The sequence below is a fragment of the Bacillus sp. AY18-3 genome, assembly GCF_008042305.1.
Classification (GTDB): Bacteria; Bacillota; Bacilli; order Bacillales; family Bacillaceae_G; genus Bacillus_A; species Bacillus_A wiedmannii.
On record NZ_QKQR01000036.1, the window covers coordinates 47,241 to 71,639 of the forward strand.

At 36.7% G+C, this 24,399-nt stretch carries 21 protein-coding genes; 7 read left to right on the forward strand and 14 right to left on the reverse strand.

What is annotated here, in order from left to right; all coding sequences use genetic code 11:
- Positions 1 to 79 precede the first annotated feature (79 nt).
- The 4 genes from sph to bdhA all read right to left on the reverse strand — a co-directional run bounded on the left by sph (position 80) and on the right by bdhA (position 3,785).
- Positions 80 to 1,081 (reverse strand): sphingomyelinase C, encoded by a 1,002-nt coding sequence (gene sph / locus DM800_RS25805; protein WP_147787924.1) that lies wholly within the window; start codon positions 1,079 to 1,081, stop codon positions 80 to 82.
- A 72-nt stretch (positions 1,082 to 1,153) separates the two neighbouring features.
- On the reverse strand, positions 1,154 to 2,005 hold the full coding sequence (gene cerA / locus DM800_RS25810; protein ID WP_000731008.1) for a phospholipase CerA: 852 nt from the start codon (positions 2,003 to 2,005) through the stop codon (positions 1,154 to 1,156).
- Between the two features lie 264 nt (positions 2,006 to 2,269).
- Positions 2,270 to 2,614: a potassium channel family protein gene (locus DM800_RS25815; protein ID WP_000948239.1), complete on the reverse strand. Its 345-nt coding sequence runs from the start codon at positions 2,612 to 2,614 to the stop codon at positions 2,270 to 2,272.
- Positions 2,615 to 2,732: 118 nt separating this feature from the next.
- Positions 2,733 to 3,785 carry a (R,R)-butanediol dehydrogenase gene (gene bdhA, locus DM800_RS25820; RefSeq protein WP_000645832.1) on the reverse strand — a complete coding sequence of 351 codons (1,053 nt, stop codon included), beginning with the start codon at positions 3,783 to 3,785 and terminating at the stop codon, positions 2,733 to 2,735.
- 226 nt (positions 3,786 to 4,011) lie between these two features.
- Here bdhA and DM800_RS25825 point away from each other — a divergent pair, with 226 nt between their 5' ends.
- A complete protein-coding gene (locus DM800_RS25825; RefSeq protein WP_048562913.1) occupies positions 4,012 to 5,190 on the forward strand; it encodes an MFS transporter in 1,179 nt (392 codons plus the stop codon).
- Between the two features lie 393 nt (positions 5,191 to 5,583).
- Here DM800_RS25825 and inhA2 read toward each other — a convergent pair whose 3' ends face one another.
- From inhA2 to DM800_RS25875, 10 genes are all read right to left on the reverse strand, one after another.
- Entirely contained in the window at positions 5,584 to 7,983 is a 2,400-nt protein-coding gene (inhA2, locus tag DM800_RS25830) for a M6 family metalloprotease immune inhibitor InhA2 (protein ID WP_147787925.1), read from the reverse strand.
- A gap of 317 nt (positions 7,984 to 8,300) precedes the next feature.
- The gene (gene fsa, locus DM800_RS25835) at positions 8,301 to 8,948 is read right to left on the reverse strand and encodes a fructose-6-phosphate aldolase (protein ID WP_000667662.1); all 648 of its coding nucleotides are present in this window, start codon (positions 8,946 to 8,948) and stop codon (positions 8,301 to 8,303) included.
- Positions 8,949 to 8,982: 34 nt separating this feature from the next.
- The gene (gene rbsB / locus DM800_RS25840) at positions 8,983 to 9,909 is read right to left on the reverse strand and encodes a ribose ABC transporter substrate-binding protein RbsB (protein ID WP_048541760.1); all 927 of its coding nucleotides are present in this window, start codon (positions 9,907 to 9,909) and stop codon (positions 8,983 to 8,985) included.
- Positions 9,910 to 9,923: 14 nt separating this feature from the next.
- Positions 9,924 to 10,859: an ABC transporter permease subunit gene (locus tag DM800_RS25845; RefSeq protein ID WP_147787926.1), complete on the reverse strand. Its 936-nt coding sequence runs from the start codon at positions 10,857 to 10,859 to the stop codon at positions 9,924 to 9,926.
- 2 nt (positions 10,860 to 10,861) lie between these two features.
- The gene (gene rbsA, locus DM800_RS25850) at positions 10,862 to 12,346 is read right to left on the reverse strand and encodes a ribose ABC transporter ATP-binding protein RbsA (protein WP_147787927.1); all 1,485 of its coding nucleotides are present in this window, start codon (positions 12,344 to 12,346) and stop codon (positions 10,862 to 10,864) included.
- 18 nt (positions 12,347 to 12,364) lie between these two features.
- The gene (gene rbsD, locus DM800_RS25855; protein WP_088608983.1) at positions 12,365 to 12,760 is read right to left on the reverse strand and encodes a D-ribose pyranase; all 396 of its coding nucleotides are present in this window, start codon (positions 12,758 to 12,760) and stop codon (positions 12,365 to 12,367) included.
- A complete protein-coding gene (gene rbsK / locus DM800_RS25860) occupies positions 12,757 to 13,653 on the reverse strand; it encodes a ribokinase (protein ID WP_147787928.1) in 897 nt (298 codons plus the stop codon). Before rbsK ends, rbsD begins: the two co-directional genes overlap by 4 nt.
- Before the next feature lie 13 nt (positions 13,654 to 13,666).
- On the reverse strand, positions 13,667 to 14,638 hold the full coding sequence (rbsR, locus tag DM800_RS25865) for a ribose operon transcriptional repressor RbsR (protein ID WP_029437473.1): 972 nt from the start codon (positions 14,636 to 14,638) through the stop codon (positions 13,667 to 13,669).
- Between the two features lie 138 nt (positions 14,639 to 14,776).
- Positions 14,777 to 16,390: an MDR family MFS transporter gene (locus DM800_RS25870; RefSeq protein ID WP_088608980.1), complete on the reverse strand. Its 1,614-nt coding sequence runs from the start codon at positions 16,388 to 16,390 to the stop codon at positions 14,777 to 14,779.
- Positions 16,391 to 16,409: 19 nt separating this feature from the next.
- Positions 16,410 to 16,868 (reverse strand): MarR family winged helix-turn-helix transcriptional regulator, encoded by a 459-nt coding sequence (locus tag DM800_RS25875; protein WP_001132358.1) that lies wholly within the window; start codon positions 16,866 to 16,868, stop codon positions 16,410 to 16,412.
- Between the two features lie 272 nt (positions 16,869 to 17,140).
- On the opposite strand from DM800_RS25875, the gene glpT reads away from it, so the two are divergent.
- From glpT to opp4A, 6 genes are all read left to right on the forward strand, one after another.
- Complete coding sequence (glpT, locus tag DM800_RS25880; RefSeq protein ID WP_088061884.1) at positions 17,141 to 18,490, forward strand: glycerol-3-phosphate transporter; 1,350 nt, start codon at positions 17,141 to 17,143, stop codon at positions 18,488 to 18,490.
- Positions 18,491 to 18,773: 283 nt separating this feature from the next.
- Positions 18,774 to 19,793 carry an ABC transporter ATP-binding protein gene (locus DM800_RS25885; protein WP_000795363.1) on the forward strand — a complete coding sequence of 340 codons (1,020 nt, stop codon included), beginning with the start codon at positions 18,774 to 18,776 and terminating at the stop codon, positions 19,791 to 19,793.
- Positions 19,780 to 20,706 carry an ABC transporter ATP-binding protein gene (locus DM800_RS25890; RefSeq protein ID WP_001196372.1) on the forward strand — a complete coding sequence of 309 codons (927 nt, stop codon included), beginning with the start codon at positions 19,780 to 19,782 and terminating at the stop codon, positions 20,704 to 20,706. Before DM800_RS25885 ends, DM800_RS25890 begins: the two co-directional genes overlap by 14 nt.
- Positions 20,707 to 20,720: 14 nt before the next feature.
- Entirely contained in the window at positions 20,721 to 21,686 is a 966-nt protein-coding gene (gene opp4B / locus DM800_RS25895) for an oligopeptide ABC transporter permease (RefSeq protein ID WP_088061882.1), read from the forward strand.
- Positions 21,687 to 21,703: 17 nt separating this feature from the next.
- Positions 21,704 to 22,609 carry an ABC transporter permease gene (locus tag DM800_RS25900; RefSeq protein ID WP_088061880.1) on the forward strand — a complete coding sequence of 302 codons (906 nt, stop codon included), beginning with the start codon at positions 21,704 to 21,706 and terminating at the stop codon, positions 22,607 to 22,609.
- Between the two features lie 12 nt (positions 22,610 to 22,621).
- Complete coding sequence (gene opp4A, locus DM800_RS25905; RefSeq protein WP_147787929.1) at positions 22,622 to 24,397, forward strand: oligopeptide ABC transporter substrate-binding protein; 1,776 nt, start codon at positions 22,622 to 22,624, stop codon at positions 24,395 to 24,397.
- The last annotated feature ends 2 nt before the right edge of the window (positions 24,398 to 24,399 follow it).

Consider the following 24,399-nt stretch of genomic DNA (forward strand, 5'->3'; position numbering starts at 1 on the left):
ATACATATTGGAAAGAAAGTTGAAATTTCCTCTACAAAATAAAAAAGTTTCTTCCTATTAAGAAGAAACTTTTTTAGGACTATTTCATAGAAATAGTTGCCTCTACTGGATAATGATCAGCGTAATCATTATATGTATATTTTTTAAGCCATGATGTAACAGTCCACTGTGGAGATTTCGGTTGTAATACTTTATTCTCTATAAATGACGGATTCGCATGGTCCTTACTTGCGATAATATAATCTAAATACTCGGCAGGGCTATCAGGGAAATTATATTTTGCTATACTGTTTGTCGTCGCATCCCAAGTTGCTGTATGTCCCGTATAAGATGGAATAGAAGCGTGTAATGTTTTAAACATGGATGCGTACTCTGAGTCACTATTGTTCTCTGCATTTATTTTATTCACGTTCATATCACCACCAAATAGGACGTACTCGTCATTTGGTATATTCTTATTTTTAATAAAGTCTTGAATTTCTTTTAACTGATTTGTACGTACAGATGCAGGTGAAGTTTTTCCGCACATACTATCTTCAGCCTGCAAATGCGTCCCGATTACATGAACGAAACGATCATTCTTCTTAATTTTTGTGTATACAAATCCTTTATTTGATAAATTATCTGGCCCGCATCCTTTTGCAAATACATATTGAATCTTTTCAACGATTGGCCATTTACTCACGATTGCAACGCCCCCATCTTCAGGAGTTGAAGATGAATAGCTACCTAACGTTTTATCCCATTCATTTCCGTTACTACGACCTAATACCGCTGTTTGATTTGGATATTCTTTCTTCAAATTCCCTAACAAACGATCTGATGCGCTATTATCAAACACTTCATTTAATATAACAACGTCTTGATTCTTTATATAATCTGCCGCCCCAATTAAATCAGCACGCTCACTTTGTCCCCAGTTCGGATATAAATTTGTTGATAGCATATACACGTTATGCGTCATCACTTTCAAAGTATTATTTTGATTTGTAGACGTTTCTGCTTGAGCTGAAGATCCTCCGTATAAAACTCCTAAACCAATCCCAAAGCTAAGTACACCTTTTAGCAATTTTCCTTTCACGCTTCATACCTCCATGTATTAGTTATAAAAAGGCCAAATACTCTATTGTGAGATTTGACCTTTTTTTAATACTTAACGATCTCCGTACGTATCAAACCAAAGCTGAATGTATCCGGCAGTAACACGTTGTGCATCCATTAATCGCTTACCTGTCATTGGTGTAACTTCAGCGCGCCATTTATCTGCATATTCTTGTGATACAGCTGCTTTTACGAACCAATCTTTCGTATTATCATTTACAATGCCAGCGTAATCTTGTTTCGCTGCTACTGCCGCTCCGTGAATCCACTCTTCTGGATTTGTACCTTTCCAGTTCCAATATCCATTTCCATCCGTTACTTTATAATTATCTTTTATCGTATCTACAAAGTTTTCATATTTAGAATGGAATCCTTGTGGGTACGAAAGATTTGTAAAGTTTGCCGCATGCATCGGTTGGTTTACATCTCCTAAATAATGAAGAGATAATCCTAAATAGAAGAATGCTTGTTTCATATCTTTATTTTTATATGATTCACCAGCTAATTTAAAATATTTAGCGCCAGTTTCTTTTGCCTGCTTTGCAAATGGAATATATGTTTTTCCATTGTCTGGATCATAGAAATGTGAAGCAAATGTGCTATTATCATAATAAGGATTTTCATAGTCAGCAGCATAAATACCATTTTCTAATTCCGTACGCCATTCATTTAATTGTGCAACTCGATCTTGTTTTACAAGTGTTGTATTGCGAGACATAATATCAATGGCGCGGTTTACAATCCATAAATGAGAGTTTACGCCTTCTTTATGTTTATCTTCAGCAGACCAGCGATGAACTATTTTTATTTTACTTCCCCCATCGTTTTCATGAGCAAATGCAACACTTTGTAACGGCGCTACTAATGTAATAGCTGCTGCTAAAGCAAGTACTTTCTTTTTCATCTGAAATCCTCCATTTTATAATTGAATTATTGTAAACTTTTTGTTAGGATCCTATGATATCGTCCGGTTAACCTATGACTAGAATATCCCACCTTTCATGAAATTTCTATCAATAAATTAAAATATGCAAATGTTCATATCATTATAACTTTATACATAGTGAATATAATGAATGAATGCACTTATATTGTAGTAAAGTATTGTTAAGCTACTACGAATGATTGTCTAAACTAATGTAAAAAAAGAGTAAAGCATCCACATGCTTTACTCTTTTTTTCTATTCGATAATATACTTGGCAGTTGTACATTAACTGCCAACTTATGAATAAATCCAAACACTAATCCAATCCCAATAAATATGTATAAGATTGTAAATACCTTTCCGAAATCAGTTTGCGGACTAAAATTCCCATCACCGACAGTCGTCAACGTGACTACACTAAAATATAAAGCGTCAAGAGGACGTAATCCTTCAACTGTACTATAAAAAATCGTACCAGATGTTAATGTTAAAAATGTTAATACGAATAATACTTGAAATTCTTTATCTTTCCACGCTCGTAAACAAGCTTTTAGCATTCGTTTCAATGTCAACATAAATGAAAGCATTAGACTTCCCCTTCCAAACAAAATACCTGTAGTTAAAGGAAAGTCTATCACCTTTCTGTATAGAAAAAAAGTAGCCCTCTTCTATTTCTAGAAAAGAGCTACTTTTTACTATTCTCTATTATTTAGGTGAAACAAGAATTTTCACTTGTGTTTTATCTTTTACAAGTGCTTCAAATCCTTCTTCAACAACTTGATCCACTGTGATTTTTTTCGTAATTAATTTCTCTGCTTGAATTTGGCCAGAGCTAATTAATTTAATAACAGCTGGGAAGATATGACGGTATCCAAGAATACCGATAACTTCTTTTTCTTTTAGTACAAGGTTGTTTGGCGTAATTGTCGCATCTTTTTCCCACACACTAACAATTACAGTTTGTCCTTCAAAGCTTGTACTTTCAATCGCTTGACGAAGTACTACTTCGACACCTGTTACTTCAAAGCTCACATTTACACCTAAACCATTTGTTAAGTTACGAATTTCTGCTAGTACATCTTGAGTAGCTGGATTTAATACATAATCCGCACCTGCTAATTTTGCTAACTCTTGACGTTCTTTAGAAAGTTCTACTGCAATCACAGGAGTTGCTCCTGCTGCTTTAGCTGCTTGAATGACAAGAAGTCCAATTGGACCACAACCAAATACTGCTACAGCTTCCCCTTCTTTTAATTTACTTTGACGTACTGCATGAACTGCTACCGCTGCTGGTTCTACAAGTGCACCTTGTTCATACGTCATTTCATCAGGAATATGGTGGACCATATCTTCTGGTACTACTGTATATTCAGAGAAACCGCCGCCGTCTCCGCCAAGACCGTGGAAAACAAGTTGTTCACAAACATTGTAATGTCCATGTTTACAAGCTTCACATTTACCACAAGAATAAATTGGTTCTACAACGACGCGATCTCCCACTTTATGAGAAGTAACGCCTTCACCGATTTCAACTACCTCACCACTAAACTCATGACCTAAAATAACCGGTGCTTTTACGTGTGTTAATGGGTGCTCTTCTGTTGGAATAAAAATAGGTCCTGCTAAATATTCATGCAAGTCTGTTCCGCAGATACCACACCATTTCACTTTAATCTTAACTGCTCCTGGTCTTACAGTTGGTTCTGGTACTTCTTCTACTCGTACATCGCGTTGATTATGCCAAAGTAATGCTTTCATTTTATACATCCCTCTCTACGTATATACTTAACCTGGTGAAGTTTACAAATCTATTATAATACTTCTATCCATATATTTCAAAAAAACAATCTCATTCCCACTAAATTTTAACAAATAACGTTCAATATTTTGTCACTTTGTACTTTTTTCCACATCTGTTAATGCTAATTTCATTGCGGTTGAAATTAGCATTATGCCATAATAGCATAGGAGAGGTGAATATCGCTTGAAATATTTTATTTACTTTATTGTTATCGTAGCGTTTCTAGATACATTTTCACAATTACCTATTATGAGTACGTTCGCTCAAAGTCTTGGAGGATCTCCTCTTATTATTGGGCTAGTTGTCGGTATGTACTCATTCGCTAATATGATCGGTAATATTATTGCTGGCGCTGCTGTCGATAAATTTGGTGCAAAAAAAATACTTTATATAAGCATGGGACTTACGAGTTTCATAGTCTTGTTATACACCGTTGTTCAAAGTGGTGAACAACTATTAGTTGTGCGCTTTATGCACGGCTTTAGTGACGGATTTTTAATTCCTGCTGCCTTTACGTTTTTATCAAAACAAACAAATTCAGCAAGACAAGGTAAGGCAATGGCTCTATCTGGCGCTGCTGTTGGAACAGCGGCAATTGTAGGACCGGCTTTCAGTGGAATTATGAAAGCAACTGCTGGTATAGAGTGGGTGTTCATCACCATTTCTATTTTAATGGTCCTTGGTACAATCGTATCTCTATTCTTCTTACCAAATAACGTATCAAGAAAAGATACCTCAAGAACACAAATGATGAACAAAGAAGATATGATTGAACTATTGAAATCAGAACCGTTATTGCAAGCATATATTGGTGCTTTCACACTAATGTTCTCACAAGGAATTGTCACTTATATGCTACCAGTGAAAGTTGAGGCATTAGCGCTTAAAGCATCTACAACAGGCATGATGTTAAGTGTATTCGGAATTACCGCTATCCTCTTCTTCTTGCTACCAACAAACCGTATTTACGATCGATTTAATCGTTCAAAACTCATGCTAATTGGGATTGCAGTAATGGCATTCGCGTTATCTTTACTTGGATTATTCGCAACAAAAGGTATGCTCTTTATCGTTATGATGATTTATGGCATTGGATTCGCTATCCTTTTCCCATCGATAAATGCATTACTTGTTGAAAATACGACAGATGATAAGCGCGGAAAAGCATTCGGATTGTTTTATGCTTTCTTCTCATTAGGAGTTGTTGCTGGATCCTTTACAGTTGGTGCAATCGGGGCATCCCCTAGCGTCAGCTTCGTTATCGGAACTGCATTCTTATTAACATTCGCTGGAATGATTTATGTAAGAAGCAAAATAAAAAGTAAAGCAAACAGCAAAGTAAAAAAGACAATGATGGGTTAATTCCATCATTGTCTTTTTTATATGTTGCGTAGTAATATTCCCTTCACACTGTGGACATTCAATTATTTCTTTCATTTAACTCACTCCTTTCTATCCATAAAAAAGAGCACTATCCAATAGTGCTCTTTTATTGCCGAATATATTACTTTTGTGTATAGCCAAGTAACAATGTAAATAAATTAAACTGTAAAGGCAACACTACATTTCTTCTTTTACAAAAAAAGTGTATAAATACCAACGATACTTCGACAATTTCCTCGGAAATATTTCCTTTCCCCACATAATTTGATACACTACATATGAACAGACACTTGTATTACATAAGCTAAAATAATAACTTACTGTACAAATTGAAAAGCACACTCTTCATATGAAGAATGTGCTTTTATGTTATTAACGTTTAATCCAAACAGCGCCTGCCGATTTATCCTCTGCCTGTCCAACAACTTGGAATTTAAGTCCAAGGTTTGGAACTTTTCTTCCTGCATCTGCAATTTGTTTGTTACTATATACTTTTGAATCATCAAATGTTGTAACACCTTGTAATCCAGAATAGTTAAACTGTCCACGTGTTAATGAATTTGCACTCCATGCTGGTGTTTGATCAAATGAAAATGCAGCATCTGCAATTTGCATACCTGTATTACCGTAAGTTGGTCTTCCGTTTAAATTCCCAACAAATGCCTCTGGATGCGAATCCACAACACCAAGGAATCCTTCACCTGGATGCACCCCAACCCAGTTATCTTTGAAGCTATCATCTGCATACCAAACGACAAGACCTGTATTATACACTGGACCTTTTCCTGCTTTTAATCCATTATCTGATCCCGCATAGTTTCTCCACTCTAAGTAGTAATAATGAGCTTTCTTTTCTGTCCCATCAGAAACAACAAAACCATTTAAATTCATTTTAGCCTGTCCTTCTGTATCATCAGAAAATACAACTTGTCCATCAACAGTTACATTTACATTATCCATCGCGAAACCTTTATATGTTACAGCCGGATCTGTAATATAATCGAATTGCAGTTTCACTTTTTTCCCTTTAAATTGACTTAAATCATATGATTTATCCATCCATTTTCCATCTGTTGTATCTTTATCTTCTTGGACTACTTTTTCTCCAAGTCTATCAATTAACGTTTTCGTTCCATCTTCTGTTACTGCATGCACTTCGACAAAATCGCACTCTGCTTCTAACTCATAATTTGCTTTATAATCGAATTTTGCATTTGTTCCTTTTGTTAAATCAAAGAATGGTGTCTCTAGTGTTGTATGCATATCATCTCCTCTTGTACTATAATATGCATGCTTTCCAAACTCCGGTTTAATCGTTTCAACACTCTTACCCGGTAAGTTAACACGTACAACGCCTGGACGATTGGATTTCGTAACACTTTGATCAATATATGTAGGAATTCCTACTCCACGCTTAATTTTATCGTAATCTACTTCTAAAATTTTTGCCCAGTTGCCGCCCATATTCTTTTGTAAGAAGTCTTTATTTTGTGGTGAGAAACTAGTTGGCTCTGTTCCTGCAATTTTCCCTGTCCAACTACCTCCACTCATTAATGACCACGCTTCGACAGGTGAACCAGTTCCAGTATATTTCGTGTCATATTCATCTGGTAAGCCAAGATCATGTCCAAATTCATGCGCAAATACACCTACTGCTCCATCTTCTGGTTCAATTGTATAATCATGTGCCGCTACTTTTCCACCAAAGTAATCTACCTTTGATTTTGTACCTTCAACCGCTACTGGATCTATTGCTAATTTTGAACGATGTGACCAAATTGCATCATCACCTAATTTACCGCCACCAGCTTCTTGACCAACACCAGCATGGATTACCATTAAATGATCAATTACACCATCAGGTTCATTTTGATTTCCATCACCATTTGTATCATATCTATCGAATTGATCAAATTGAGATAAATCTAACCCTTTCTCAGCAGCTGCATGTAAAGCTTCTTTCACTAAATCACGTGCGCCTTTTGGTCCTTTATTATCGTGACCACTACTACCATCAGCACCGTAGTCAGACGCTTTTCCTGGAACAGTTAGCCATTCCGTTACATATCCATCTGTCGTATAACTTCCACCAGACTGCTCTTCATAATATTGTTTAAACGTTTTTACTTTTGAACCATCAAATAATGTGTACGGTTCATTACCAAATAACATTTTTTGATAATGCTCTCTACTAAAGTCATTCGAATACATATACCCTGGTGTTTGATCAATATTATTATGTTTATAATCACTAAATTCAACGAGTAATACTAATACTTTATCATTTCGAACTGACCCTTTATATGGCGCTTGCTTTGCTTTAGAAGTTGGGACTTGTCCATTCAATTGTTTTTTATTTGGTTCTGGTTTTTGCTCAGGACTAACATTTTTTTCAGGTTTCTTTACTTTCTCCGTTTCTTCCATTTTCTTCTCTTTTACTTTTTTCACGAAATCAGATGCCTCTTTAGCAGTATCCGCTGGAAGGATTTCTTTATTTGCCTGATCACCTTGTTTCTTTTCAATATACTTTTCTACAGCTTTTTTCGTTTCTTCTTTAGAAGATGCTGGATTAATTGTTCCTCTTTCTTTCAACGCTTCCGCTAAACGATCCTCTTGAATTAAATTGTAATCAATTGGTGTTGTAGATACATTTTCTTTCTCTTTTGCTGGCGTTTCTGCGTATGCTAGCGGAGTACTCATTACAGATGTGCATCCGATAATTGCCGCAATTGCTAATGATGACAACACTTTAAATGGCGTTTTTCTTCTCATTCTATTTCTCTCCTTTTATAAAACTTAAAATTCAGATAAATGAGTGCATTTAAATCGAAATCCCCACTTTCTGCCCTCCCTATATAAAAAGGCATAATTCTATAAACGTTAAGCTTTCTGTTATAGAATCATGCCCCTCCAGTTTTCTGGTCAGAACCTCTACCTTTTTATGTCGAAATATGAAAAATAAAAAGTGATTTGATATATATTAAATAGCTTATATAACAAATTTAAAAGACAATATGCAAAATTGCATGAAAATTCTTTTAAATAAAAAAAGAACCCTAGTCAATTAAACTAGGATTCTTGATTTTCTATTATTTCTCTTGTGTTTTTTCCCAATCAGCTAAGAACTTCTCAATTCCTTGATCTGTTAATGGGTGCTTCACTAATGAAGCAATTACGTTTGCTGGGATTGTTGCAATATGTGAACCGTTTAATGCTGCTTCTGTTACGTGAACACTGTGACGTACAGATGCTGCAATGATTTCTGTTTCAATACCGTGAATTGCAAAGATTTCTGCGATTTGACGGATTAGGTCCATACCGTTATGACCGATATCGTCTAAGCGACCTAAGAATGGTGAAACGTATGTTGCACCAGCACGAGCTGCAAGTAATGCTTGAACTGCTGAGAATACTAATGTAACGTTTGTACGAATTCCTAAGTCAGAGAATGCTTTTACTGCTTTTAAACCTTCTGTTGTCATTGGAACTTTTACAACAACGTTTGGAGCAATTTTCGCTAACTCTTTTCCTTCTTCAATCATTTTATCAGCTTCTAAGCTAATTACTTCTGCACTTACAGGTCCTTCTACAACGTTGCAAATTTCACGAATACGCTCGTGGAAATCTACGCCTTCTTTTGCTACAAGTGATGGATTTGTCGTTACTCCAGCTAATACTCCTAATGCATTCGCCTCTTTAATTTCGTTAATGTTTGCTGTATCAATAAAAAATTTCATTTGTTATTCTTCCTTCCTGATTTTCATTTTATATTTATTTGTTTTTCTTAATAAGCTCTAATTCAATCGGAATAGATTTGTCCACTTTTTTACCTTGTGTTATCTCTTTTGCTGTTTGCATCGCCTTCTCCCCGATTAATTCCGGTTTTTGAGCAACTGTTGCAGCCATACGCCCATCTTTAACCGCTTTTACAGCATCTTCTGTTGCATCAAAACCAACAACGACTACATCTGTTTTTCCAGAAGACTTCAATGCTTCAAGTGCCCCTAATGCCATTTCATCGTTATGCGCAAACACGGCTTTAATATCACCATTCGCTTGTAAAATGTTTTCCATAACAGATAATCCTTTAGCTCTATCAAAATCAGCCGCTTGTTTTGCAACTACTTTTAAAGACTTATCAGCTACGTTATGGAATCCTTTCCCACGCTCACGAGCAGCAGAAGATCCAGGGATTCCTTCTAACTCAGCAACGTTTGCTCCCCCGCCAACTAATTCACGAATGTAATCACTAGCCATTTGACCACCTTCGATATTATTAGATGCAATGTGAGAAACAACCTTACCCGAATTTGCAACGCGGTCTACTGTAATAACAGGAACATTTGCAGCATTTGCCGCACTTACTGCTGAAGCAACAGCATCTGAATCGGTCGGATTAATAACAACTACATCGACACCTTTTTGAATTAAATCCTCAACATCGTTCGTTTGCTTTGCTGCATCATTTTGTGCATCAACAGCAATCAATTCAATGCCGCTTGCTTTCGCTTGCTTTTCTGCTCCTTTTTTCAAAGTCACAAAAAATGGATTGTTTAAAGTTGAAACAGAGAATCCAACTTTAATAGTTTTATTTCGACCTTTATCGCTAGAATCCTTTGCCCATTCTGGTGGTTCCATTGAACAACCAGCAGTAATGACCATAATACATGCAACGAGTATAAGTAACCATTTCTTCATGAACTATCCCTCCATTACGCTTCTTTTCGGCGATCAATTAATACAGCTAGTAAGATTACAAGTCCTTTTACAACTTGTTGGAAGAAAGAAGATACACCTAATAAATTTAAACCGTTATTTAGTACACCGATAATAAGTACACCGATGAATGTACCAATAATCCATCCTCTTCCCCCAGAAAGACTTGTTCCACCTAATACAACTGCTGCAATTGCATCTAATTCATAAGAAGTACCTGCAGTTGGCTGTGCAGAATCTAGTCGTGATGTTAAGACAATACCTGCAAGCGCTGCCAAAATTCCGGAAAGACCGTAAATCATTACTTTAACCCTCGTAACATTTATACCTGATAGTGCTGCTGCTTCTTCATTTCCACCAATTGCAAATGTACGGCGACCAAATGTCGTTTTTTTCAAAATGAAGTACAGTACTGCGAAAGCGATCATCATTGTAACAGCTGGTACCGGAATACCGAGAAAATAACCGCGGCCAAACATTTGGAACATTAAATGATCACCCAGACCAGTGATCGGACGTCCGTCCATATAAACAAGCGTCAACCCACGAAAAATAGTCATTGTTGCTAAAGTTGCAATAAATGGAGCTACTTTTCCCTTCGCTATGATGATACCGTTTACAATTCCCATTACAAGACCAGCTAATAATCCAACTGCCATCGCAAGGAACGGGTCCATGCCACTTGCCATCATTCCAGCAACAAGTGCACTTGATAATGCTAAAATAGAACCTACCGATAAGTCAATACCCCCTGTTAAAATTACAAAGGTCATTCCGAATGCAATAAGCGCATTAATCGATACTTGACGCAGTATATTAAATAAATTTGGAATCTCAATAAATGCCGGATTTAAAGCTGTAATTACGACGATAATTAATACTAAACCGATTAAAGAACCGAGTTGTTGTAATACATTCCCCTTCTTAGCCATCCTTACTCTCCCCCTGTAGCTAGTGCCATAATAGACTCTTGTGATGCCTCATCTTTCTCTAAAATGCCGCCGACTTTTCCTTCATGAATAACAAGAACACGATCACTCATTCCTAAAACTTCTGGAAGCTCAGATGATACCATAATAACGGCATCGCCTTGCTCAGTAAGCTTATTCATAATAGAGTAAATTTCTTTTTTCGCTCCAACATCTACACCTCTTGTTGGCTCATCTAAAATGAGTAACTGCGGGTAGATACCTAGCCATTTTGCAATAACAACCTTTTGCTGATTTCCACCAGAAAGAGATTTCACCGCTTGCTCTCCACTAGCTGCTTTCACATTAAGAAGTTTCATCATATCCGCTGTAAACTGTTGTTCTAGTTCGTTACTTAAGACACTTCCCTTTGAAAGACTTTCTAAATTCGGTAAAGCTAAATTTTCTCGAATTGAGAAATCTAAAACTAACCCTTCAGATTTTCTATCCTCTGTAATAAAAGCTATTCTTTGTCTAATCGCATCTATCGGACTATCAATCTTTACTTCTTGTCCATTTATAAAAATTTGGCCAGAATCTAAAGGTTCGTATCCAAATATCGCTTTCATAATATCTGTACGGCCAGCTCCCATCAAGCCAGCAACACCAAGGATTTCACCTTTTCTTACTTGAAACGAAACATTTTCAAACTTCCCTTTTTTCGTTCCGTTACGCATCTCAAAAATGACATCGCCAATTTGACTATTTCGCTCTGGGTAACGTTCACCAATGCTGCGCCCCACCATCATACTCACTACTTCATCAAATGATGTTTCCGGAATGAGTCTCTTTCCTACGTATTCCCCATCACGTAAAATCGTAATGGCATCACATATTGAAAAAATTTCTTCCATTCGGTGTGAGATATAAACGAACGAAACGCCTTCTTTACGTAATTTATTAATGACAGTAAACAACGTTTCAATTTCACGATCTGTTAATGCAGCTGTAGGTTCATCCATAATAATAACGCTCGCGTTTGTCATTAACGCTTTCGCAATTTCGATAATTTGCTGTTGTCCAACCGATAACTCTCCTGCCAACATAGCGCCTTTTACATGTAACCCTAACTCCGCTAGTTGCTGCTGCGCAATCGCGTTCATTTGACGCGTACGCAAAATACCTGTCTTCCCATACATTAACTCTTTACCGAGAAACATATTTTCAGCTACTGTTAAATTCGATAATATGTTCAATTCTTGATGTATAAATGCAATACCGTACTCTTCTGCTTCTTTCGCATTTTTAAAAGTTCGTTCTTGTCCATCAATCGTGATTGTTCCACCATCTTTTTTGTATACACCTGTTAAAATTTTCATGAGCGTTGATTTGCCCGCTCCATTTTCCCCCATCAATGCATGGACTTCCCCTGTTTCAATCATAAACTGTGCATTCTTCAAAACAGGATTGCCATTGAACGCCTTTGAAATATTTTTCATTTCAATACGCATTCCCATCACTTCCTTTTATTAAAAAATCACGCCTGCATGTAAAATTACATTGGCATAAGGAGTAGCCTCTCCTGTACGAATAATTGCTTTCGATTTCTTCGTGTGCTCTTTAAATTGTTCATGCGATACATATTCAAATGCTGGCTCTATTAATTTCAGCTCGATTTCTTTATTTACTTCCGCATTATTATTAATGACTTCTTCTGCTAACGTTACTTTTTCAATTGCCATATCATTAGCTACCACTTGCAATACGTCTAAAAAGCTAGGTTTTCCAATCTCAACAGCTAAATCAATTCGTTTTACTCCGTCAGGAATTGGTAACCCGCAGTCTGCGATTACAATCGTATCTGTATGTCCAAGTGAAGCAAGGACTGATGCAATCTCACTGTTTAATACACCGTGCTTTTTCATCCGACAATCACCTGCACTTCACGTACTCTATCTCTCGTTGGCATACCGCCCTGTGCTCCAAGTCTCGTTACAGAAAGACCACCAGCAATATTCGCAAAACGAATTGCTTTTTGAAGTGTTTCTCCTTCAGAAAGCGCGACTGCTAATGCACCATTGAATGTATCACCAGCTCCAGTCGTATCTACTACATCAACAGCGATGCTAGGAACATGTACAATCTCCGTACCATTATGGAAACGAACACCTTTAGAACCTTCTGTCATCAATAGTTTATTTGGATATTTAGCCAGTAAATCTTCAATTGGTGACGTGAAATCATCTAATACGATGCGACACTCATGTTCATTTGGTGTAATATAAGTTGCCTTTTCTAAAATATCTTCTGATAACACTTGTGCTGGCGCTGGATTTAACATAACTGGAATATTATGCTCCTCACAAATAGCCAATACATATTTTACTGTTTCAAGTGGAATCTCTAGTTGAAGAACAACCATATCTGCTTTTATAAGAAGATCTTTTGAACGATCTACAACCGACTCATTTACAAGAGCATTTGCCCCTTGCACGACAACAATACTGTTATCCTCTTCTGCTAAAACGATATGAGCAATTCCTGTCGCCATATCTGTAACCGGTACCACATAGTCGATAAAAACACGTTCGTTCTCTAAATTGCTCCTAACTACAGTTCCATAATTATCGTTTCCAACCGCTCCAACCATCGCTACATTTGCGCCTAATCTAGCTGCAGCAACTGCTTGGTTGGCTCCTTTCCCTCCCGGGATTGTATGAAATGCCTCGCCAATTACTGTTTCTCCTGCTTTCGGACGTTTTTTTGAAACAGCCACTAAGTCCATTGAAATACTACCTACTACTGCAATATTTGGCATCTGTTTCATCTCCTTACTTCGTTGTATTTCGTTCTATAATTTCAATCGGTAAACGATAGTGTTTCTCTTCTAATACGTTTCCTTCCATCTGCTCTAACAACAGCTCTGTTGCAATTTTCCCCATTTCATAAATTGGCTGTGCAACAGTTGTAATAGATGGATACATCATTTCTGTTAAAGAAATTCCATCGAATCCGATAATTTGTAAATCATCTGGAATAGAAATCCCCTTTTGGAGTGCAGCCTTTACAATACCTATTGCAATTAAATCATTTCCAGCAACAATTCCATCAATATGTGGGTATTCTTCTAATAATTCCACTGCTACACGCTCACTATTAGCTGGATCAAATGTACTCTCTGCAATCATATAAGAAAGATTATTTTGCGTAATAACGTCTACAAAACCTTCAAAACGTTCATTAGCAGTGCTTACATCACGCGGTCCGCGAATATGCGCAATATGTTTACAGCCTTTATCTATTAATAGCTTTGTCGCTGCCTGACTCCCTGCATAGTTATCTGCATATACAGTAGGGATACGCTCATTAAACATACGGTCAATTGCAACAACTGGAACAGACAACTTCATGTAATTAACACTATTTTGTGGATTCGTTGCTACAATAAATCCATCCACATTATTTTGCCTAAGTACATCAATATATTGCTTTTCTTTCTCTAAACTCTCATCAGAGTTACAAAGGACAACTGTGTATCCTTGCTTATGCGCTACATCTTCTACGGCACGTGCAACTTCTGGAAAGAATGGATTCACGATATTTGGAACAACTAAGCCAATTAAACGTGATTTTTTATTATACAATGAACGCGCTACTGTACTAGGTTTATAATCTAGCATCTCAATCGCTCGTTCTACTTTCTTTAATGTATCTTCATGAACATATCCATTTTTATTTAACACTCTGGAAACGGTCGCCACAGATACTCCCGCTAATTTCGCAACGTCTTTAATCGTACTCATTCTCTTTCCTCTCCATCCCATGTAACCGTTTACAGAAAACAATATAACGTATTTCTAGAAATACGTCAATCATTTCTCATGAAAAAGCTTTTAAGGTTATACTCAAAAAAAGCACCGCCATAAGGCGATGCTTTTTCATTACGAATAGGATACAGTTTGTTCTTTTTCCTCTGTAGCTGGCTCTTCAGCATCTTTTTTACGATCTGACAGTTTAATCTTCTGTAAGAAAATCGTAAAGATAGCGCCTACTACGATAAATACTAATCCTGTTAAGAATACAGTATGAAGTGAGTCTACTAAAGAGTTTTTCAAGATTGGTACAATGCTGTTAGCGAATGCTTCTGGCATTTGTTTTAATGCCTCTGGACTAAATAGCATCGAATATAAACCTTGTGGATCTGTGTGAATCATATCTTTAAATTTCGTTACCATTTGGCCCGCTTCTTTCGGGAACGTATCTAATACAGGTACTAATTTATTTGTTAATGTTGTACCTGAAGTGTTATTCATGATTGACCCTAAAATTGTAATACCAAATGTTCCACCGATTTGACGGAAGAACTGACTTGATGATGTTACGACTCCAAGATCTTTTTTCGGGAAACTTTCTTGTAACGCTAATGTTAATGTCGGCATAACAAGACCCATTCCTAAACCGATAATACTCATATAGAAAGTAGCAGTAAGTTTAGTCGTGTGCATATCCATCGTTGTTAATAACCAGAAACCACCAGCCATAATAAGCATCCCTGTAATAATTTGTGGTTTCACACCAACTTTTAATACAAGTTGACCACCGATAATACTCATCACTATCATTGTAATCATCATCGGTGTCATAATTGTTCCTGATTCAGCAGCACTTACTCCTACAATTCCTTGCATGAAGAATGGTACGAACATAATCGCACCGAACATTCCGATACTCATAAAGAAACCAATCGCATTCAGTATTGTAAACGTGCGATTTTTAAAGAAATGCATCGGTAAAATCGGTTCTTCTGCTTTCGTTTCAACGATAACAAAGCTAATAATACCAATTAGAGCTAATGCAAATAAACCGATAATTTGCCAAGAATCCCATGGATAATCTTTTCCGCCAAACGTTAATGCAAGTAATAAACTTACAACACCGAGAATCATCGTAAAGATTCCAGCAATATCAATCTTGATCGGTCCTGTTTGTTTATGTGACTTTAATCCCATTGCAATAAAGATTGTTGCTAAAATACCAACTGGTAAGTTAATGTAGAATACCCATCTCCAGTTCACTGCGTCTACAATCCAACCACCCACTTGTGGTCCAATTACAGAAGCAAGACCGTATAACGCACCAAAAATACCTTGCCATTTCGCACGTTCTTTTCCCGTAAACATATCTCCGATAATAATCATAGCCATTGGCATCATAATACCGCCACCAAGACCTTGAATACCACGGAAAATAATTAATTCTGTCATACCATTTGCCATACCACATAACGCCGAACCAACCATAAAGATAACTAGTCCTGTAATATATACGTTACGACGGCCAAGTAAATCCGCTAATTTACCTGCAATTGGTACAACTGTCGTTGATGTTAACATATAAGCTGTTGTTAACCACGTCATTAAACTTAATCCGCCTAGTTCACCGACGATACGCGGCATTGCTGTACCAACAATCGTTCCATCTAATGCAGCAAATAGCATCGCGATTATTAAACCAATTAACAGCAACTTTCTATTTATGTTTTCTTGTTGCTCCATGTAATCTCCTCAATTCCTCTTAGTTATTCTCTTTTTTCTCTTGTGTCCCGCAAATAATTGTTTCTAACTTCTCAAAGAGGCGTAACAAATCTTCTCTTTCTTGTAATTCTAAATGTGAGAAATATTTTGCAATATGCTCATTACGAGCGGTCATTGCCTCTTCTACTCTAGCTTTCCCCTTTTTTGTTAACTCAATGATGACAACACGACGGTCATCTTTGTCGTGATAGCGTTCTACAAGCTCTTGGTCAATTAGGCGATCAATCATCACTGTAATTGCACTAGGCTTTACATACATCTTTTTTGCTAATTTTGTCGCTCTTGAAGCACCGTAATGATCTAAAATCTTTAAAATATAAAACTGCGGTGGTGTAAGTCCTGTTGCTTGCATTTGTTCTAATAACTCCGTCTGCATTTTCTTTCCAATCGAAAAGGCAAGAGCTTGAATTTTATCGATATGCGTCATATCATTTGGCATGTTATCCACCTCTTATTTAAGCAATAAAATATTTAACGTATTTAAATATTAATCCCACAAACAAAATCCGTCAACACTTTTTATTTATAAAAACGTTTACATTTCTGTCACAAAGTTGTATAATTTTCGACGAAGTTAATATTGACAGTCACGGAGAATCGGAGTATACGGCTATGAATCATAAAAAAGGAAACTTTTTTATATTTCATGGCCTTTTTATATTCTCTCTGACTTACAACATTTCGAATTCATTAGGGGAGGATTTTCATTTTATGTTTTTCACACAATTATTTAAGCCTGCGCCCCACGCGGAACGCTTACCAGCTGATCGCGTTGATAGCGAATACCGTAAATTACGTTTACAAGTATTCTTAGGTATCTTCATCGGCTACGCAGGTTACTACTTTGTTCGAAAAAACTTTTCACTAGCGATGCCATACTTAATCGAACAAGGCTTTAGTAAAGGGGAACTTGGGGTTATCCTTTCAGCAGTATCTATCGCTTACGGATTAAGTAAATTTCTTATGGGTATCGTATCCGACCGTTGTAATCCTCGCTACTTTTTAGCAGCTGGGCTATTTTTATCAGGTATCATTAATATTATTTTCGGCTCATTTTCTTTCATTACAACGAGCATTATACTTATGTTTGTCCTTCAGTTTTTAAATGGATGGGTACAAGGTATGGGATGGCCTCCTTGTGGTCGTACGATGGTTCACTGGTTCTCTATTAGTGAACGTGGTACAAAAATGTCTATTTGGAACGTTGCTCATAATGTCGGTGGCGCGCTTATGCCTTCTCTTGTGACATTAGGCTTATACTTCTTCGCAAATGACTGGAAGAGTATTTTTTACTTCCCAGGTATTCTTTCAATTTTAGTTGGTATTTATGTATTAATTACGATGAGAGATACACCTCAATCTTGTGGATTACCTTCTATCGAAGAACATACTGGAGAATATCCATCAGATGAAAAAGTAAAAGATCGAGAACGCGAACTTTCAGTAAAAGAAATTTTATTTAAATACGTACTAAACAATAAATTTTTATGGTACATCGCTATCGCGAACGTTTTCGTTTATTTCGTACGTTACGGCGTTGTAGACTGGGCTCCTACCTATTTAGTAGAGGAAAAAAGTTTCACTCATAGTAGCTCCCGTACAGCTTACGCTCTATATGAATGGGCTGGTATTCCAGGTACACTTCTTTGCGGATGGATGAGTGATAAACTATTTAAAGGGCGCCGCGCACCTGCTGGTATTTTATTTATGGTTGGTGTATTTATCGCCGTTCTTGTTTACTGGCTAAACCCTCCTGGTAATCCAATGGTTGATAGTATCGCACTTGTCGCGATTGGATTTTTAATTTACGGACCTGTTATGTTAATCGGCCTACACGCACTAGACTTAGCACCAAAAAAAGCTGCTGGAACTGCCGCTGGTTTAACTGGGTTCTTCGGTTACCTAGGTGGAGCTACTTTTGCTAGCGCAGCTATGGGCTTTATCGTAGATGCATTCGGATGGGATGGCGGATTCATCTTATTACTTGTATCTTGTGTACTTGCAATGTTCTTCCTTGCTCTTACTTTAAAGACAGGATCTGCAAAACCAAAACAAGCTTAAGTACTAATATTATTCTTATCAAAAAAAGAGAGGCTGTTCTTTCCAGAACACCTCTCTTTTTTCTACATATAAATCTTTTTTCTTACAAAAGATTTATTCTCCTCTTTTTATATATTAGCGTTTTCAACTAACTTCAATCCCTTATATAACAGCATTCAATCTCTGTATAAAAAGATTTTTGAATATTTTCTCAACTTATGCTTGTCAAACATTGTCAATTTATATTAAAATAACAACAACATACAAAATATTTAGTCTTTTCAGAAAAGATGGAGGGATAGCCATGAAGAATCCACTTCTTCGCATTGAAAACTTACAGACTTCCTTTCGCATACAAGATCACTATCATGCCGCAGTTGATGATGTTTCGTTAACTGTCCATGAAAATGAAATTGTCGCGATAGTTGGTGAATCAGGTTGCGGAAAAAGTGCACTTGCCCTTTCTATTATGCGACTGCATAATGAAGCAAATACAAAATTACAAGGGCAGCTTAACTATAGAGATAAGGATCTACTAACTATGTCAGCCGCAGAGATGAATAAAGTACGCGGATCAAACATCGGTATGATTTTCCAAGAACCTCTTACAGCACTCGATCCTCTTATGACAGTTGGAAAACAAATCGAAGAAAACTTAGACTACCACACAAGCCTTTCAAAAGTTGAAAAAAAAGAACGCACCTTAGAACTACTTCATCAAGTTGGTATTCCAAAACCAGAACTTACATATAAACAATACCCACACGAATTATCTGGCGGAATGAGACAAAGAATTGTTATCGCAATTGCAATTGCTTGTAACCCAGCACTCATTATTGCGGATGAGCCAACAACGGCTCTTGACGTAACCATCCAAGCACAAATTTTAGACTTACTAAAATCTATTCAAGAACAAACGAAAATGGGCATCATTTTAATTACTCATGATTTAAGTGTTGTCGCAGAAACAGCAGATCGTATCGTCGTTATGTACGCTGGACAAGTTGTAGAGACAGGAAAAGTTGAAGAGATTTTTAACAACCCTCTTCACCCATATACTCGTTCTCTATTAAACTCCATTCCATCTGCGTATGGTGAAAAAGAAAAATTGCATGTAATTCAAGGGGTCGTTCCTTCGTTAGCGAAGCTTCCTCGCACAGGTTGTCGCTTCCAAGCTCGAATTCCATGGATTAGACCTGATCAACACGAGGAAAATCCAATTTTACATGAAGTAAAACCAGACCATTGGGTACGTTGTACTTGCTACAAGCATTTCAACTTCCAAGATAAGAAAGGAGATGACGTAGCTCATGGCACTGCTTAAAGTAGAAGATTTAAAAGTACATTTTCCAATTAAAGGTGGTTTCTTCGGCCGCACATTAGATTACGTGCGTGCTGTCGATGGTGTAAGTTTTGAATTACAACCGGGTGAAACATACGGGATCGTTGGTGAATCTGGAAGTGGCAAATCAACAACGGGTAAAGCAATTATGCATTTAACGAAAGCAACAGAGGGTAGCATTCATTTTAATAATAGAGATTTAACAAAATTAAGTCGCTCCGAGCTACGTGAACAACGAAAAGATATTCAAATGATTTTCCAAGATCCTTATTCATCATTAAATCCGAAGAAACGTGTTCTCGACATTATTGCTGAGCCTCTTCGAAATTTTGAGAAGCTCTCACCTGATGAAGAACGTAGAGCGGTTCAAGAATATCTTGATAAAGTTGGTCTAAATCCAGAGTCAATTTATAAATATCCACATGAATTTTCCGGCGGGCAAAGGCAGCGGATTGGTATTGCACGTGCTCTTACATTAAAACCGAAGCTTATTATTGCTGATGAGCCAGTATCTGCGCTTGACGTCTCTGTACAAGCACAAGTATTAAACTTCTTGCAAGATTTACAAGCTGAGCTCGGACTAACATACTTATTCATTAGTCATGATTTAGGTGTAATTCGTCATATGTGTGATCGTATCGGTGTTATGTATCGCGGACGCATTGTCGAAGAAGCAACTAGTGCAGAAATTTATAGTAATCCGCAACATATTTATACGAAGCGCCTAATATCAGCAATTCCTGATATTCGTCCTGAAAACAGAGAGAGACAGCGTAAGCTCCGTCAACAAGTAAGCTCTGAATACGAGAAATCATACGAAAATTATTTCAATGAAAACGGTCGTGCTTATGACTTAAAAGCAATCTCGCCAACGCACCGGGTGGCATTACCATAAGGGAGTGATAAAACATGTGGAAGTTTATATTACGGAGATTTTTAGTGATGATCCCGCAATTATTCGTGTTAAGTGTACTTGTCTTTCTATTAGCTAAGGCAATGCCAGGCGATGCCTTAACCGGCAGAGCAATGAATCCAAAAGCGGATCCAAAAGTGATTGAAGAACAACGTGAAAAGCTTGGATTAAATGACCCAGTTGCAACACAATATGTTCGCTGGATTAAAAATGCAGCCCAAGGTGACTTCGGTATTTCCTATGCACATAAAATGAAAGTAACCGATTTAATTGGAGAACGACTTGGAAATACAGTATCTTTAGCACTTGTTATTCTTATCCTTACCTATTTAATTGCCATACCACTAGGAGTTATAAGTGGGCGGTGGAATGATACATGGGCTGATCGACTCATTACCATTTACAACTATCTAGGTTTTGCTACACCACTATTTATATTTGCATTAATTATGCTCTTCCTATTCGGATTTAAGTTTGCAATATTCCCAACCGGCGGTAGCGTTGATCCTCAAGTTGCAACAGGTACATTTGCTTACTATTTAAGCAAATTGAATCACATGCTATTACCAGCTTTATCTGGTGCATTAATTGCGACAGTTGGTACGGTTCAATATTTACGAAGCGAAATTATTGATACGAAACATAAAGATTTTGTGCGTACAGTAAGAGCAAAGGGTGTTCCAGAATCAAAAATCTATTCTAGACATATTTTACGAAATTCATTCTTACCAATTGCAGCCTTCTTAGGCTATGAAATTACAGGATTAGTTGGCGGTGCCATCTTTTTAGAAAGTATTTTTAGCTATCCAGGAATTGGACAACTATTTATACAATCTATCTCTCAGCGTGATTTTAGTGTAATAACTGCACTCGTTATGTTTACTGGATTTGCAACGTTACTTGGAACTCTCCTTTCAGATATTATTCTAAGCATCGTCGATCCACGTATTCGTATTGATTAAAGAAAGGAGATGACGTTATGTTAGCAAACCCTGAAAAACAAACTGAAGTTATTCATTACGAAAAAAGCCCTTCTGGTTTCTCTATTATGTGGCGAGAACTTCGTAAAGATAAATTAGCAATGTTTTCACTTATTTTCCTAGCAATCTTATTACTAGCAGTCTACGCAACATCTTTTATTATGAAACAAGAAGATATTGTACGAGTTGATTTATTCGCTATTTATGCTCCTCCCTCTGCTGAACATTGGTTAGGAACAGATTACGGAGGACGCGACATTTTCGGCCAACTTATTATTGGTACACGTAACTCCTTTACAATTGGATTAGCAATTACTATTCTTTCTTGTGTAATTGGCCTTTCAATTGGATTAATTGCCGGTTATTTTGGAGGAGCAATTGATAATATCATTATGCGCATTATCGACTTTGTTATGGTTTTACCATTTTTAATGCTTGTAATTGTATTTATTACACTTGTTCCTACATTCAATATCTTCACTTTCATTTTAATTATGAGCGTGTTCTTATGGACAGGAAAGGCAAGATTAATTCGCTCAAAAGTATTAACTGAAAAAGAACTCGATTATGTCTCTGCATCAAAAACTTTAGGAACACCAAACTGGAAGATCATTCTTTTCCAAGTACTACCTAACTTAAGTTCCATTATCATTGTTAGCGTTACATTAAACCTTGCTGGAAACATCGGTATTGAATCTGGTCTAACCTTCTTAGGATTTGGTCTACCAGAAAGTACACCAAGCCTTGGTACACTTGTTAGTTATGCTAGAAATCCAGATGTATTACAAGAGAAGTGGTGGATTTGGTTACCCGCATCAATCATGATTTTAACATTGATGCTGTGTATAAATTTTATTGGTCAAGCGCTACGCCGTTCGGCCGACGCAAGACAAAGAAAAGGATAAGGGGTGGAAGAAATGACAAATAAGCCAAAGTTTTTCAAAGTATTAAGTACACTTGCAGTTTCAACATTACTACTTTCAGCATGTGGGGGCAGTGGTGGTAGTGAAAAAACGAGCAGCACAAAAAAAGTAGATACAAATAAATTTAGTGCATCTGTTAAAAATGATAAAAAGGAAATTAAAGATGGTTCATTAACATATGGTCTTGTTTCTAACACACCATTTGAAGGACTTTTGAACTTCGCTGTATATGAAGGAGATCCTGATAACCAGGTCATTACAATTTTCGATGAATCTTTATTATCAAATGACGAAAACTGGGAATACACGAATGATGGTGCTGCTACATATGAAATTTCTAAAGATAAAAAGACAATTACACTAAAAATTAAAGATAATGTAAAATGGCATGATGGAAACCCTGTTACTGCTGAGGATTTAGAATACTCTTATCTAGTAATTGGTAGCAAACAATATGCTGGTTCTCGCTATGACACTCAAATGCAAATGATTGAAGGTATGGAAGATTACCACAATGGAAAAGCCGAAAAAATTTCAGGTATCAAGGTAACGGATCCAAAAACAATTTCGATTACGTTTAAAGAACCGAATCCTTCAGTGAAAACTGGACTTTGGGCATATCCTCTTCATAAGAAATACTTAGGAGATGTACCAATCGATAAATTAGCAGAGTCTGATAAAATCCGTAAAAACCCAATTGGTTTCGGACCTTTTAAAGTGAAGAAAATTACTCCTGGAGAATCCGTTGAATTTGAACGTTTTGATGACTATTATGGCGGAAAACCAAAGCTAAAAAGCATGGTTTTAAAAGTTGTTAACCCTTCCGTTGTTAACGCGTCCTTAAAAAATGGTGATATTGACATTGCTGAAGTAAGTGCAGATCAGTATCCAAATGTAAGTAAATTAAAAAATGCACAATTAGTCGGTAAAACCGATTTATACTATAGCTATATCGGCTTTAAGTTAGGCCATATGGATAAAGAAAAAGAAGAAGTAGTGATGGATAAGGAGAAATTTAAAGATGTTCGTGTACGTCAAGCAATGGCTTATGCTATTGATAGAAAAGAAATTGGTGAAAAATTATATCATGGCCTACGTTATCCAGCTAACTCACCAATCCCACCATCTCTACCAAAATATCATAACAATAAAGTTGGTGCCTATGATAAAGATGTAGAAAAAGCTAAAAAGTTATTAGATGAAGCTGGCTATAAAGATACGAACGGAGATGGATTCCGTGAAGATCCGAATGGTAAAGAATTTAAAGCTAATTTCTTATCAATGAGTGGTAGCGATGTAAGTGAACCACTTGCAAAATTCTTTATTCAATCTTGGAAAGACATCGGCCTAAAAGTAGAACTTCTTGATGGTCGCTTACACGAATTCAACTCCTTCTACGATATGATTAAAAAAGATGATCCAAAAGTTGATCTTTTCGCTGCCGCTTGGGGAACTGCATCTGATCCAGACCCTTCTGGTATTTGGGCTAAAAATGCAGCGTTCAATTACACACGTTGGTCTACTGACAAAAACACAGAATTATTAAAACAGGGTATTTCTAAAGAAGCTGCTGATGAAAAGTACCGTAAAGATGTATACGATAAATGGCAAAAATTAGTTCATGACGAAGTACCATTAATTCCACTTCATTATAAATTTGATTTAAAAGGTGTAAATAATCGCGTAAAAGATTATAAATATACACCAGAAGATCAATACAAATGGGGTAAAGTTAGCGTAACAAGCGATAAAGCAGAAACAGAGAAATAAGA